Consider the following 13,820-nt stretch of genomic DNA (forward strand, 5'->3'; position numbering starts at 1 on the left):
TACGACGACCAGCATACCTCGATAGATCACGCGGTATGGGTCCCTGCGTTCGCAGGAACGACAGCGGACTTTGTGGCGCGCCCCGCCTCACTTGACCAGCCAGCCCTGCTCGCCCGCAACCTGCCTGACGTGCTCGAGGTCCTCCTTGATGAACTTGTCGAACTCGGCGCCGGTCAGGAACGTGTCGACCTGGGAGGTCTTCTCGATGTAGTCTTTCCACTCCGGCGTCGCCTGCACCTTTTTCATCAGGTCGATGTAGAACGCAGCCTGGTCCGGCGTGACCTTGCCTGGCAGCCACACCGTGCGCGGCTGCTCATATTGCTTGATATCGAGGCCCTGCTCGACACAGGTCGGAACGTCGCTCCAGCCTTCGGTCGCGGTGACCTTGGGGCCTTGCGGAAGCCGCTTCGGGCTGAAAACGCAGAGCGGCCGCTGCGTTCCGCCGCGCCATTGCCCGAGGCTTTCGCTGGGATTGTTGACGTGAGAGTCGAGGTGTCCGCCAGCGAGCTGCACCGCGGTCTCGGCGCCGCTCTTGAAGGGGATGTAGGTCAGCTTGATACCGCCGGCCTTCTCGATCATGCGGGTGAGCACCTCGTCGGTGTCCTTGGACTGCGCGCCACCCATCTTGAATTCAGCCGATGCGGCCGCCTTCAGATAGTCGCCGGACGTCTTGTACGGCGCGTCCTGCTTGACCCAGAGCAGGAACTCGTCCTGCGCCATCGCCGCGATCGGCGTGAGATCGGTGTAGTTGAATGCGACCTTGGAGACGAGCGGCTGCTGCCAGGCGTTCGACGTGCCGAAGATCACCTTGTAGGGGTCGCCGGCGGAGGCCTTGCCGTAGACATAGCCTTCCGCGCCGCTGCCGCCGCCCTTGTTGACGACGACGATGGGCTGCTCGGTCAGCTTGTACTTGGTGATGATGTTCTGCACGGCACGCGCGAGATTGTCGGTGCCGCCGCCCGGGCCCGCCGTGGCCACGAATTCGATCGGCTTTTGCGGTTGCCAGGCGCTGAGCGCCGGCATGGTGCCGGCGAGTACGGCCGCAGCCGCGGACAACAAAAGCTTCGACGTCCCACCCATGATTTCCTCCAACTTTTTATGTCTTGTTCTATTTGTCGTATCGACGTCCGGTCAGGCGACGCGTTCCTCGCGCCTGCCTGAGCCCAGCACGATCGCGCCTTCTTTTTCGAGCGCTTCGATCTGCTTCTGGTCGAACCCGTGCTCGGCCAAAACCTCGCGCGTATGCTCACCATAGACCGGCGCGCCGGTACGCACTTTCCCAGGGGTCTGAGAAAATTTGACGGGAAGCCCGATCGTCTTCACCGGGCCGAGGGTGGAGTGCTCGACCTCGACCACCATCTCGCGTGCCAGCGTCTGCGGATCGCTGAGCGCCTCCAGCATGTCATGCACCGGTCCGCACGGCACGCCCTTCTCGTCCAGCGCCGCCAGCCAATGCGCCCGCGACCTGGTGCGGAAACGCTCGCTCAGGACGGCTTCGAGCTGCTTCAGGTTCGCCATGCGGTCGGCCCCCGTGACGAAGCGCGGATCGGCGGCGAGCTCGCTCGCACCAAGCGCTTCCAGCATCAACAGCCAATGCTTCTTGTTGGCGCCGCCGACCACGAGCCAGCCATCCGAGGCCTCGAAGGCCTGATAGGGCGCGTTGAGCGGATGGGCAGAGCCCATCGCGCGCGGCGCGGTGCCTGCCGCCAGCGCGATCGTCGACTGCCAATAGGTCTGCACCAGAGCGGCCTCATAAAGCGAGGTCTCGACCCACTGCCCTTCGCCGGTCTTGAGGCGGTGGGCATAGGCGGCCAGGATGCCCATGCTCGCGAGCAGGCCGGCGGTGATGTCGGACAGCGGCGGGCCGCACTTCACCGGCGGCCCGTCGGGTCGCTCGCCGGTAAAGCTCATGATGCCGCTCATGGCCTGCGCGACGAGGTCAAACCCGCGGCGGTGCTTGTAAGGACCGGTGCGGCCGAAGCCCGACAACGAGCAGTAGATTAGCGACGGATGCTGCTTGTGCAGCTCCTCGTAACCGAAGCCGAGCCGTTCCATGGCGCCGGGCGCAAAGTTCTCGACCAGCACGTCGGCGTCCGCAATCAGGCGCCGCAGCACCCGCTTGCCGCCGTCGGTTTTCAGGTCCAGCACGATGCCGCGCTTGTTGCGGTTCATCATCAGGAAGGAGGCCGCCTCGTCGCCGATCTTCGGCGGCACCGAATGACGGGTGTCGTCGCCGTTCGGCGATTTCTCGATCTTGATGACGTCGGCGCCCATGTCGGCGAGCATCAAAGTGCAGGTTGGCCCGGCCATGACGTGGGTGAGATCGACGACCTTGAGGCTGGCCAGCGGCCCCGAGCGGCGAGAGGTGGATTGCGATCGATCGCTTTGCATCGGGGCGTCCTATTGACCGCGCCACTGCGGCGCGCGCTTGTTGAGGAAAGCATCGAGCCCTTCGCGAAAATCCTGGCTCGTGTAGCACATCAGGATGAGGTCTTCGCCCTCGTCCCGTGTCAGCCGCTTCTGCAGGCGGGCGACAGCCTGCTTGGTCGCGGTCAGGGTCAGCGGCGCGTGACCGGCCAGCAGCCGGGCGACCTCGTCCGCGCGTCTGTCGAGCGCGGCGATGTCGTCGACGACCTCGCCGAGCAACCCGACGCTGGCAGCCTCGGTGGCGTCAACGAGGCGCGCGGTGAAGATCAGATCCTTGACGCGGGCAGCACCAATCAGCGCGGTGAGACGGCTGACATTTGACATCGACAGGCAGTTACCGAGCGTCCGGGCGATCGGAAATCCGATTTTTGCACTTCTCGTGCCGATGCGCAGGTCGCAGGCCGCGGCGATGCCCGCCCCGCCCCCGGTGCAGAACCCGTTGATCGCAGCGATGGTCGGCACCCGGCACTGCTCAAGCGTTGTGAGCACGTGATCGATCCGGTTCTCGTAGTCGATGGCGTCCTGCGGTGTCTTGAATTCGCGGAACTGGTTGATGTCCGTGCCCGAGGCGAAGGCCTTGTCGCCGGCCCCGCGCAGCACCAGCACCTTGAGCGAATGATCTCGGTTGGCCTCCTCGCAGACCGCCGCGAGGCGCTCGTACATGGCGAAGGTGAAGGCGTTGCGCGCCTGCGGACGGTTGAATGTGATCCGCCCGATGCCGTCATTGCATTCAAAAACGAGGTCATCCGCCTCCACCGCGTGGTCCATTTCCTCATATCCTCTTGTTTTTTACATTTTTGAATGCAAAATTCGCGATTATCAAGCTGAAACTTCCGATCGGCAGTCGATAGTTTCATTTTTGCATTCAAATCGGAGCCGCTCCCATGCTTCACGAGGAGGTCGTCGGCCGTATCCGCGCCATCCTGCTCGACGGCGAAATCCCGCCGGGTGCCCGGATTCCCGAGCGCGAGCTGTGCGATCGGCTGCAGATCTCGCGCACGCCGCTGCGCGAGGCGCTCAAGGTGCTCGCCGCCGAAGGGCTCGTGCAGCTCCTGCCCCACCGTGGCTCGCGCGCGGCAAAACTGACCGACAAGGACATGCGCGATCTGTTCGAGGTCTGTCAGGGCCTCGAAGCCCTCGCCGGCGAGCTCGCCTGCGAGCGCATCAGCGATGCCGAGATCGGCCGGATCGCCGCCGCGCATGACGACATGGTTCGGCATTATCGCGAGGGCGACCTGATCCAGTATTATCGCGGCAACCGCGCCATCCACGAGGCAATCGTGGCCGCGGCCGACAATCCCGCGCTGACCGGGCTCTACGCGTCCGTCACCGCGCGCATCCGCCGCGCACGCTATGTCACGCCGATGACGCCGCAGCGCTGGGCGTTCGCCGTGAAGGAGCACGAGGCGATCCTGAACGCGCTGCAGCGGCGCGACGGCGCCGGCCTCTCGCACATCCTGCGTGCGCATCTGCGCCACAAGCGCGAGGAGGTGCTGCAGGCGGGCTTTGCCGAGACCGAAGCCAACGACCGCGCGCTGCGGATCGCGTGAGGTGGCAGCGAGCACCATCATGACACAGAAAGATTTCTGTCGGCCGCCCACATCGCGCCGTCAGCAGACACAATCGCGACACAATCATTGATTGCATTGCGGCAGAATCGGCTGGATCGTTCTGACGACGAGAACGTCGGCAACGGCGTCTTTTGTCGTCTGCCGGAATTGCTCTTTCAGCTTTGACAAAACGCGATCGTCCGCAAACCAATTCCACTTGCGAGCTCGTCTGAACCGGCGCAGCATCCGGCTGCTGGCCTCAGGCCGAACATCACGCGCGAAAAATCGCGCGGATCAAAACATAAACTGGAGGAAACCGATGACATTCAATGTTTCACGCCGGTCCCTGCTCTCCCTCGGCGCCGGCCTCGGCGCCAGTGCGATGCTCGGCGGCAGTGCGCTCGCACGCGCGCCCAAGCTCGGCACCCAGACGCCCTACTGGCACCGCTTCACGCTCGGCGATGCCGAAGTGACCGTCGTCTCCGACGGACCGCTGCCGCTCGGCGATCCCTCCGGGACCTTCACCGGCGTTCCTAAGGAGGAGGTGAAGAAGATGCTCGCCGACAATTTCCTGTCGCCGGACAACGTCGTGCTGGAGCAGAACTCGCCGATCGTGAACACCGGCGACAAGCTCATCCTGTTCGATACCGGCATGGGCAGTTCGAAGATGTTCGGCCCCACCACCGGCCGGCAGCAGAAGAGCATGATGGAGGCCGGCATCAAGCCTGGTGACATCGATGCCGTGGTCTGCTCGCATGCGCATGTCGACCATATCGGCGGCATCGTGGATGCCGACAACAAGCCGCTGTTTCCGAACGCGCAGATCTACATCTCCCAGACTGATTTCGACTTCTGGACCGATGAAGGCAAGCTGGGGAGCCCGGCCAAGGACTTCGTCGTGCACGCCCGCAAGAACCTGCTGCCGGTCCGCGACCGCATCGTGTTCTTCAAGGACGGCCAGGAATTCCTGCCCGGCATTCAGGCGATTTCCGCGCCCGGCCATACCGTCGGTCACACCATCTTCATGGTCTCGTCGGCCGGCAAGTCCTTCGCGTTCCTTGGCGACCTCTCGCACCATTCGGTGCTGCTGCTGGAGCGGCCGCGGATGGAATTCTCCTACGACACCGACCCGAAGCAGGCGGCCGAGTCGCGCGTAAAACTGCTCACCATGCTCGCGGCCAACAAGATCCCGGTGATGTCGTATCATTTCGCCTGGCCGGGCTACGGCCATGTCGCCAAGGCCGGCGACGGCTTCCGCTATTATGCCGAACCGATGCAGATGACGTTGTAGCTCGTCAGACCGGATCCGGGTGGCGCACGCGCCGCCCGGACTCAGCGCTCGCTACTCAGCGGGCTCCGCGACCGCGCGAGACTGCGAGGCGGCCGTGTCCGCCCGAGCGCCCGGAAATATCCGCTTCACCAGCACGAACAGCGCCGGCACGAAGAAGATGCCGAGACCGGTCGCCGCGATCATGCCGCCGGCGACCCCGATGCCGACCGCGTTCTGGCTGGCAGAGCCCGCGCCCGTCGCCACCGCCAAAGGCAGCACGCCGAGGATGAACGCGAGCGACGTCATCAGGATCGGGCGGAGACGCTGACGCGCCGCGTGCAGCGTGGCATCCACGAGGCTGCGGCCGGCCGCGATCTGCTCCAGCGCGAACTCGACGATCAGGATCGCGTTCTTCGAGGCAAGACCGATCGTGGTGAGCAGGCCGACCTGGAAATAGACGTCGTTGGCCTGGCTGAAGAACGTTGCCCCGAGCAGTGCGCCGAGCACGCCGATCGGCACCGTCAGCATCACCGCGAGCGGCACCGACCAGCTCTCGTAGAGCGCGGCGAGGCTGAGGAAGACGATCAGCAGCGAGATCGAATAGAGATACAGCGTCTGGCTGCCGGTCAGCCGCTCCTGGAACGACAATCCGGTCCATTCGTGGCCGTAGCCCTTGGGCAGCTTCGCCATCTGCTCTTCCACCGCCTGCATGGCGACGCCCGAACTGATGCCCTGCCCCGCCTGCCCCTGGAGCTCGACGGCGGCAACGCCGTTGTAGCGCTCGAGCCGCGGCGAGCCGAAGCTCCAGCGATTGGTGGCAAGCGCCGAGAACGGCACCATGGAGCCCGAGGCGTTGCGGACGTACCAGCGGCCGATGTCGCTGGTATCCATGCGGAACGGCGCGTCGCTCTGGACATAGACCTGCTTGACGCGACCGCGATCGATGAAGTCGTTGACATAGGCGCCGCCCCACGCCGCCGACAGCGTGGTGTTGAGATCGCTGAGGCTCACGCCGAGCGCCGTGGCCTTGGCCTGGTCGACGTCGAGGTTGAATTGCGGCGTGTCGTCCTGGCCGTTCGGCCGCGTCTGCGCCACGCGCTTGTCGGCCGCGAGTTGGCCGAGCAATTGGTTGCGCGCCTGGATCAGCGCGTCGTGACCGCCACCGCCGGTATCCTGGAGATAGACGTCGAAGCCGCCGGCATTGCCGAAGCCGGGGATCGAGGGCGGCAGCACCGCAAACACCATCGCGTCGCGGATCTTTGCGAACGCACCCATGGCGCGGCCGACCACGGCCTGCGCCGAAGCCGCCGCGTCCTTGCGTTCGTCGAACGGCTTCAGGCTGACGAAGGCAAGAGCGACGTTCTGGCCCTGGCCCGAGAAGCTGTAGCCGCTGACCGCGAACACGCCCTGCACGGCGTCCTTCTCGTTGTCGAGATACTGTCGCTCGACCTGCTTGATGACATCGAGCGTGCGGGTGGCGGTTGCGCCGACCGGCAGCTGGATCAGGGTGATAACCGTGCCCTGGTCCTCTTCGGGCAGGAACGAGCTTGGCAACCGCTGGAACAGGAACACCATGCTGGCGACAATGGCCGCGAAGGCGATGATCACTGCCGTGATCCGCTTGATCGCGGCGCCCGCGGTGCGCTGATAGCCATCGGCCATGCGGTCGAAGCCGCGGTTGAACAGCCCGAAGAAGCCGCGCTGCGCACCGTGATCTCTAGGCGGCTTCAGGATCGTGGCGCACAAGGCCGGCGTCAGCACCAGCGCCACCAGCACCGAGAGCAGCATCGCCGTGACGATGGTGAGCGCGAACTGCCGGTAGATGATCCCGACCGAACCGTTGAAGAACGCCATCGGAATGAACACGGCCGAGAGCACGACGCCGATGCCGACCAGCGCGCCGGTGATCTCGCGCATCGATTTCTCGGTCGCCTCGCGCGGGCCGAGTTTCTCCTCGGCCATGACGCGCTCGACATTCTCGACCACGACGATGGCATCGTCGACCAGGAGACCGATCGCCAGCACCATCGCGAACATCGTAAGCGTGTTGATCGAATAGCCGGCGAGCGAGAGCACGCCGAACGTCCCGAGCAGCACCACCGGCACCGCGATGGTCGGGATGATGGTCGCCCGCCAGCTCTGCAGGAACACGAACATCACCACGAAGACGAGAGCGATCGCCTCGAACAGCGTGTGCACCACCTTCTCGATCGACAGCTTCACGAACGGGGTGGTGTCGTAGGGGTAGATGACGCGAAGACCCTCCGGCATGGTCGCCGTGAGCTGGGCGATGCGCGCCTTCACCGCTTCGGAGGTCGCAACCGCGTTGGCGCCGGTGGCAAGGCTGATGCCCATGCCGGCGGCGGGCTTGCCGTTGTAGCGCGCCGTGGAGTCGTAGGATTTCGAGCCGAGCTCGACGCGCGCGACGTCGCCGATGCGGACCGTCTGGCCGGTCGATGCGGTGCGGAGGATGATGTCCTTGAACTGCTCGACGGTCTGCAGGCGGCTCTGCGAGGTAATGGTGGCATTGAGCTGCTGGCCGCCGACGGCCGGCAGGCCGCCGAGTTGGCCGGCCGTGACCTGGGTATTCTGGGCCTGGATCGCGGTGGTGACGTCGCCGGGCATCAGATTGTACTTGGCCAGCTTGTCGGGATCGAGCCAGATCCGCATCGCGTATTCGGCGCCGAACAGCTGCACCTGGCCGACGCCCGCGACGCGGCTGATGGGATCGTTGATCGTGGACGCCACGTAATCGGCAACGTCGCTGGCGCTGAGCCTGCCGTCGTCGGAGACGAAGCCGAGCACCATCAGGAAGCTCGACGACGACTTGACGACCTTGATGCCCTGCTGCTGCACCACCTGCGGCAGCAGCGGGGTCGCGAGCTGGAGCTTGTTCTGCACCTGGACCTGGGCGATGTCGCCATTGGCCTCGTTGTTGAAGGTCAGGGAAATCGACACGGCGCCGGTCGAGGTGCTCGACGACGACATGTATTGCAGATTGTCGAGGCCGGTCATGTTCTGTTCGATGACCTTGGTCACCGAGTTCTCGGCGGTCTGGGCATTGGCGCCGGGATAGGTCGCGCTGATGGAGACGACGGTCGGCGCGATCTGCGGATATTGCGCGATCGGCAGGCGCATGATCGCCAGCACGCCGCCCAGCATGATCAGGATGGCGATGACCCAGGCGAAGATCGGCCGCTTGATGAAGAAGCGCGACATGACGTTTATTGCCCGGCTGTGGCGGCCGCGGGCCGCGCATCGGCCTGCCGCGTCGGGTTCACCGTGAGACCGCTCGCCGGGTCAACCGCGACCTCGACGGTCTTCACGGCCGCGCCGGGACGCGCCTTCTGCGTGCCATCGACGACCAGGCGATCGCCGGATTTGGCGCCTGACTGCACCAGCCAGTTGCCGTCGACCCCCTCGCCCAGATCCAGCGTTCGCTGCTCGATCTTGCCGTCCTTGTCGACGAACATCGCGACCGCCTGCCCGAGCGGATTGCGCGAGACAGCCCGCTGCGGCACCAGGATCGCGGCCGGATCGACGCCGGCAACCACGCGTGCGCGCACATACATGCCGGGCAGCAGCGCCCGCTCGGGATTGGCGAAGATCGCGCGCGAGGAGACCGAGCCGGTGTTCTCGTTGACGCTTGCGTCGGTGAAACCGTACTTGCCCTTGTGGCCGTAGGTCTTGCCGCTCTCCATCAGCAATTCGACCTGGACGCCATCGGCCGGACGCTTGAGCTTCCCGCTCGCGATCTGGCTGCGCAGCCGCTCCATCTCCGAGGTCGACTGGTCGAGATCGACGTAGACAGGGTCGAGCTGCTGGATCGTGGTCATCGCGGTCGCCTGGCTCGCCGTGACAAGCGCGCCCGGCGTGATGGTCGACTTGCCGATCCGGCCCGAGATCGATGCGGTGACCTTGGTGCGGTCCAGCGAGATCGCGGCGGTGTCGCGGTTGGCCTTCGCCGCGTTCAAATCGGCCTCGCCCTGCTTGTAGGCGGCGACGGCATCGTCGACGTCCTGCTGACTCGCCGCGTTGGTCTGGAGCAGCTGGGTCTTGCGCTGGGCCTTCAGCTTCACGCTGACGAGCGTTGCCTCCGCCTTCTGCACCGCGGCGTCGGCGCTCGCCAATGCCGCCTTGTACTGGACGGGATCGATCTCATAGAGCTGAGCGCCCTCCTTGACCTCGGTCCCTTCGACGAAATCGCGCTTGAGCAGGATGCCGGTGACCTGGGGACGCACCTCCGAGACCTGATAGGCAACGACGCGGCCCGGCAGGACCGTCGAGATCTTCGCCTCCTGCGGCTTCAACGTGACGACGCCGACTTCAGGCGCCATCTGTTGCGCGACCGGCACCTGGCTCTGCTCGCCGCAGGCCGCGAGCGACAGCAAGGCGAACAACGGAACAATGCGGACGACCGGGGCAAGCATCATGACAATCCATGGACGATTTGGCCAGCGCTGCCGATGCGGCGATCTGGCTGGAAACATTTGGAAACTATTCAGTTTCCTTTTGGAAACTTGGTAGTTTCCTTCCTTGAAGTCAAGTGATAGGCTGGCGGCAGAATTCCAGATCAAGCGGTCGTGATGCAGCGGATGTTTAACGGCAGGTTTACATGACGAGCCAATCCAGCGGTCGCAGGCGTACCGGCGGCAGCACGCGTTCGGATCGGGAGAGACGGGACCTCGACCTCCCTGCCCCGGATGCGCGCATGATGCAGTTGCTGGCGGCAGCGAAGGCCACCTTCACCAGCAAGGGTTTTGCCGCGACCACCATGGACGACATTGCCGGCGCCGCGGGGATGTCGAAGAAGACGCTCTATAAATTGTTCGAGAGCAAGACCGAGCTATTCCGGGCCATGCTGCTGCGGAGCCTGCCCGAGGCCCATTTCGCAAACCCTCCCTTGTCGGGATCGCCGACCGCACAGCTACGAACCGCACTCCGGAGAATTGCGGACGTGGCGCTGGCGCCCAGCGAGATCGCGCTGCATCGGCTGATCATCGGCGAACGCCAAGCCTCACCGGACCTCGGCCGCATGTTCGCGGAGGTCATCATGGAGAGCGGCACCGACGACGTTGCAGGCCTGCTCGAAACTGTCAGGCTGGAACCGCGCCTCAAAGGCATGCCGCTCCGCGCCGTCGCCGAAATGCTGCTGGGAATGGTGTTCAGCCACGATCATTTCAGGCTGCTGGCCGACGACGGATTCCGCCTCAACCGCCGTCTGCTGGACAAGCGGATCGATCTTGCGATTGCGATGTTCTGCGCGCCTTAAGATCGCGCTGCCAAGCCGTAAGCTCTGCATGGCATACCGGTTCGATCCCGGGCCTGAGCTGTCAGCCGCGCGAGCGCTCCTGGAGGTCGCGCATCAGCCTGATGGCATCCGAGCGATCCCCGCCCTCCGGCTGACCGGCGAAGAACTGCAATTCGTGCTGCAGCAGCGTGCGGGCGCCCTCGGTCTGGCCTTTGGTGACGAGCAATCCGGCAAGACCCACCGCGGCACGCAAGCCGAATCCGCGCTGGCCACGCCGGTGGGCGAGCGCGTGAGCCTGCTCGAAATTCTGTTCGGCAAGCCCGGTGTCGTTGATTTGCGCATGTGATGCAAATCGCCCTTCGATACGCAGGCACTCGGCCTCGTACCAGTAATTGCCGCCCCGCCCGAAGACATTGCGCGCCTGATCGAGACAACGTCGGGCGTCCGCCAACCTGTCGGAGCGGACATAGGCTTCCGCGAGCCAGCAAAGGTACCATGGCAGCTGGTAGACGACGTGCGCCATCTGCAGGAAATCGCGCTGCTTCTCGAGCACGTCGATGCCTTCCGCGAGGCGGCCGCTTTCAATGTCGGCCCAACCGAGGAATGTCCGCGCCACCGAAATCCACAGCGGCAGCTCCCGTCTGATCGCCCCCTCGAGCGTCCGCTGTGCGAGCGCCCGCACCGTCTGCACGTCCCGCTCCAGCGTGTAGAGCATGCAGACATGCGCGTAGGCGTAGCCGAGGGTATGGGCATGCGCCAATTGCTGCGCGTGTTTAAGTGCCTCCCGGCCATGCTTGATCGCATCAGTCACCCGGCCCACCAGCCAGCAGCAGATGCACAGGTTGGACAGACTGGTGACCTGCACATCCGTGCCGTACGTCACGGCCGTCGCACGGTCGGCGGCAGCATCGTAGAGCTTGACCGCCCGGTCGAGATGGACGCAAGCCTGCTCAGTCTCGCCGTCGAGCAACGACGTGCCGAGCAGCCGATGGCCGACCATCCGATCGGCCCTCGTTCCCTTTTGCTCGGCGAGTGTCAGAAAGTCCTGCGCCAGCGTGCCCGCCTCCCGCACGTTGCTTGCGACGCGCAAATAGGACCATCTTGCGTACAGCGCCGGAAAGATGCGCGTATCGTTGTCGAGAGCGCGGCAGAGATCGATGGCACGACTGCTCACATCCGCGACCGCGTCGGCGCCAAATCCCCGCAGTGCGATCGTCGGCCCGATCAGCGCGATCTGGACGTTCAGCTCCAGATTATCCCGTTCAAGTCCCGCTGGAAGCCTCCGGATCTCCTCGAGCGCCATGTTGAGCTCGGCGATCGCCTCCAGATTTGCCGAACGCTCCGCGGCCTGCTGGGCCGCCTTGAGCCGCATCTGCGCCGCTCGGGAGGTGCGTCCGGCCTCGGATAAATGATGCGCGAGATAGCCTGGTTCCGTGATGGCAACTTCGGGCAGATGGAGTTCGATCTCCGCAGCCACGCGGTCGTGCAGCTCCCGTCTCTGCCGTTTGAGAAGCGAATAATAGGCGACGTCCCGGACCAGGGCATGCTTGAAGGAATAGACCTTTTCGTCGTCGTCGCGCTCAAGCCCGATCAATCCAGACGCCCGCAGGCGATTGAGGGCGGGGTCGAGGGCGTCCTGAAGTTCACCCGCAACGGCATCAAGAAGCCGATGCGAAAAGCTTCGGCCAATCACCGATGCGAGCTGCGCGACCGCCTTGGCATTGCCGAGGCGCTCGAGACGAAGCATCAGGGAGTCGTAGAGCGCCGACGGCACCTCCGAAGGTCCGCTGGCGTCGACCGTTCTGACGCCCGGATCGAGCTGGCCGGTCTCGAGGGCTGCAGCCGCCAACTCCTCCACGAACAGCGGCACACCGTCCGATCGCGCGACGATCTGCTGGATCAACTGGCTTGACAGCTGCTTGTCGCGAACGACCGATCCGGCGAGATCGCGGCATTGCTCGTGGTCAAGGCGCTTAAGCACGATGCGCAGGATCGTCGGCGAGACGTTGCCGATGATGGACGCCCGGCTGGTGACGACCAGGAGAGACCGCGTGCCGTCGACCTGGCCGGCAATGCGCTCGATGATCTCGATCGTCGAGGGATCGGCCCAGTGAAAATCCTCAACCAGGATCAGGCTGGCCTCGCCGCGCGTCTGCGAGGTCAACAACCGCACGGCCGCATCGCGCGTTTTACGGCGCTGCTCATGCGCGTCGGGAATTGTCGGGCCTGACACCACCGGCACCGGTAAACCGAGCATCCGGCCGATCAGCGTCAACTGCTCCTCGTCGCCGCCGGACGTCGCGGCCATGAAATCACGCAGACGCGCCGAATTGACCTCGGCGTCCTCATCCCTGGCAATGCCAATGCGTTGCTCCAGAGCTCTGATGATCGGGTATAACGGCGTGTTCTGATGCGGAGCGGAAGCCTGGATCGCCAGGATCAGATCATCCGGCAATGCGGCCCTGTCGATCAGCTCCAGCGCCAGGCGCGACTTGCCGATCCCGGGCTCTCCGGTGATCTCCACCGTACGCCCCTGCCCGGTCGTCGCCAGCTCCCAAGCCTGCAGCAACTGGCCGAGTTCGGTCACCCTGTCGATAAGGCGCGAGGCATTGCGGTGGCGGGCGCGATGGCCGGCGCCATCTTTCGGCGTCTCGCCCGCGACGAGAAAGACCTCGACCTTGCGCGACAATCCCTTGAGCGACCGCATGCCGAGCGGTTGCAAGGCGAATTCGCCGCGTAGGAGACGCCTGGTCTCACCACTGATCACGAGCGAATTGGGCTCGCCCATTTCCAGCAACCGGAATGCGATGTTGGGCGTCTCGCCGACGATCTCCGTCGCATCGTGCACATGGCCCGGCCCCGCCTTGCCGATCACCGCGACACCCGTATGGACCCCGATCCGAACGCGAAGCGGTTCCTGGATCGCCGCCGTGGCGCGCTCGCTCAGTTCTTGAAGTTCGCGCAGCAACGTCAGGCCAACGCGTACCGCACTCTCCGCCTCGTTCTCCGAAGCAAGCGGATAGCCGAATTCCGCACGAATGCCGTCGCCGATGTAGTTGACGACGCTGCCTCCGGCATCGCTGATGCATCGCGAGCTTATCGCTTGGAATTCCAGCAATAATTCTCGCAAATCCTCGATGTCGCAGCGCTCGGAGAGGCCCGTTGAATCAACGACGTCGCAGAACAGAACGGTCAGTTGGCGGCGTTCGGTTACTCTGTCTTGAGGGTCGTCCATCACTCATCCCGGAATTCTGACAATGTTCCGCGGTTCGATTTGGCGCCGCTGCCATCTTTCCTGAGCGCCAAGAGATTGCACCCTTCT

9 protein-coding genes are annotated in these 13,820 nt (G+C 64.7%); 3 read left to right on the forward strand and 6 right to left on the reverse strand.

Annotated features, from left to right (window positions below):
- Positions 1-87: 87 nt before the first annotated feature.
- Genes WHZ77_RS18065 through WHZ77_RS18075 form a run of 3 tightly spaced genes read right to left on the reverse strand, consistent with a single transcriptional unit; the run spans position 88 to position 3,195 of the window.
- On the reverse strand, positions 88-1,080 hold the full coding sequence (locus WHZ77_RS18065; protein WP_375309172.1) for a tripartite tricarboxylate transporter substrate binding protein: 993 nt from the start codon (positions 1,078-1,080) through the stop codon (positions 88-90).
- Positions 1,081-1,131: 51 nt separating this feature from the next.
- Positions 1,132-2,391, reverse strand: a complete 1,260-nt coding sequence (locus WHZ77_RS18070) for a CaiB/BaiF CoA transferase family protein (RefSeq protein ID WP_375309173.1) — start codon at positions 2,389-2,391, stop codon at positions 1,132-1,134.
- A 9-nt stretch (positions 2,392-2,400) separates the two neighbouring features.
- Positions 2,401-3,195 carry an enoyl-CoA hydratase/isomerase family protein gene (locus WHZ77_RS18075; RefSeq protein ID WP_375309174.1) on the reverse strand — a complete coding sequence of 265 codons (795 nt, stop codon included), beginning with the start codon at positions 3,193-3,195 and terminating at the stop codon, positions 2,401-2,403.
- Positions 3,196-3,311: 116 nt separating this feature from the next.
- Between WHZ77_RS18075 and WHZ77_RS18080 the strand changes: the two genes are divergently transcribed.
- Both WHZ77_RS18080 and WHZ77_RS18085 read left to right on the forward strand, forming a co-directional pair.
- Positions 3,312-3,977 carry a GntR family transcriptional regulator gene (locus WHZ77_RS18080; RefSeq protein ID WP_375309175.1) on the forward strand — a complete coding sequence of 222 codons (666 nt, stop codon included), beginning with the start codon at positions 3,312-3,314 and terminating at the stop codon, positions 3,975-3,977.
- Between the two features lie 319 nt (positions 3,978-4,296).
- The gene (locus WHZ77_RS18085; RefSeq protein ID WP_375309176.1) at positions 4,297-5,268 is read left to right on the forward strand and encodes an MBL fold metallo-hydrolase; all 972 of its coding nucleotides are present in this window, start codon (positions 4,297-4,299) and stop codon (positions 5,266-5,268) included.
- Positions 5,269-5,319: 51 nt separating this feature from the next.
- Here WHZ77_RS18085 and WHZ77_RS18090 read toward each other — a convergent pair whose 3' ends face one another.
- Positions 5,320-8,466 (reverse strand): efflux RND transporter permease subunit, encoded by a 3,147-nt coding sequence (locus WHZ77_RS18090; protein WP_375309177.1) that lies wholly within the window; start codon positions 8,464-8,466, stop codon positions 5,320-5,322.
- A gap of 5 nt (positions 8,467-8,471) precedes the next feature.
- Entirely contained in the window at positions 8,472-9,677 is a 1,206-nt protein-coding gene (locus WHZ77_RS18095; RefSeq protein WP_375314756.1) for an efflux RND transporter periplasmic adaptor subunit, read from the reverse strand.
- Positions 9,678-9,958: 281 nt separating this feature from the next.
- On the opposite strand from WHZ77_RS18095, the gene WHZ77_RS18100 reads away from it, so the two are divergent.
- A complete protein-coding gene (locus WHZ77_RS18100) occupies positions 9,959-10,519 on the forward strand; it encodes a TetR/AcrR family transcriptional regulator (RefSeq protein WP_375309178.1) in 561 nt (186 codons plus the stop codon).
- Between the two features lie 61 nt (positions 10,520-10,580).
- On the opposite strand, the gene WHZ77_RS18105 is transcribed toward WHZ77_RS18100, so the two are convergent.
- Entirely contained in the window at positions 10,581-13,733 is a 3,153-nt protein-coding gene (locus WHZ77_RS18105) for an adenylate/guanylate cyclase domain-containing protein (RefSeq protein ID WP_375309179.1), read from the reverse strand.
- Positions 13,734-13,820: the final 87 nt, after the last annotated feature.

Source organism: Bradyrhizobium sp. A5, assembly GCF_042076515.1.
GTDB classification, from domain to species: Bacteria; Pseudomonadota; Alphaproteobacteria; order Rhizobiales; family Xanthobacteraceae; genus Bradyrhizobium; species Bradyrhizobium cosmicum.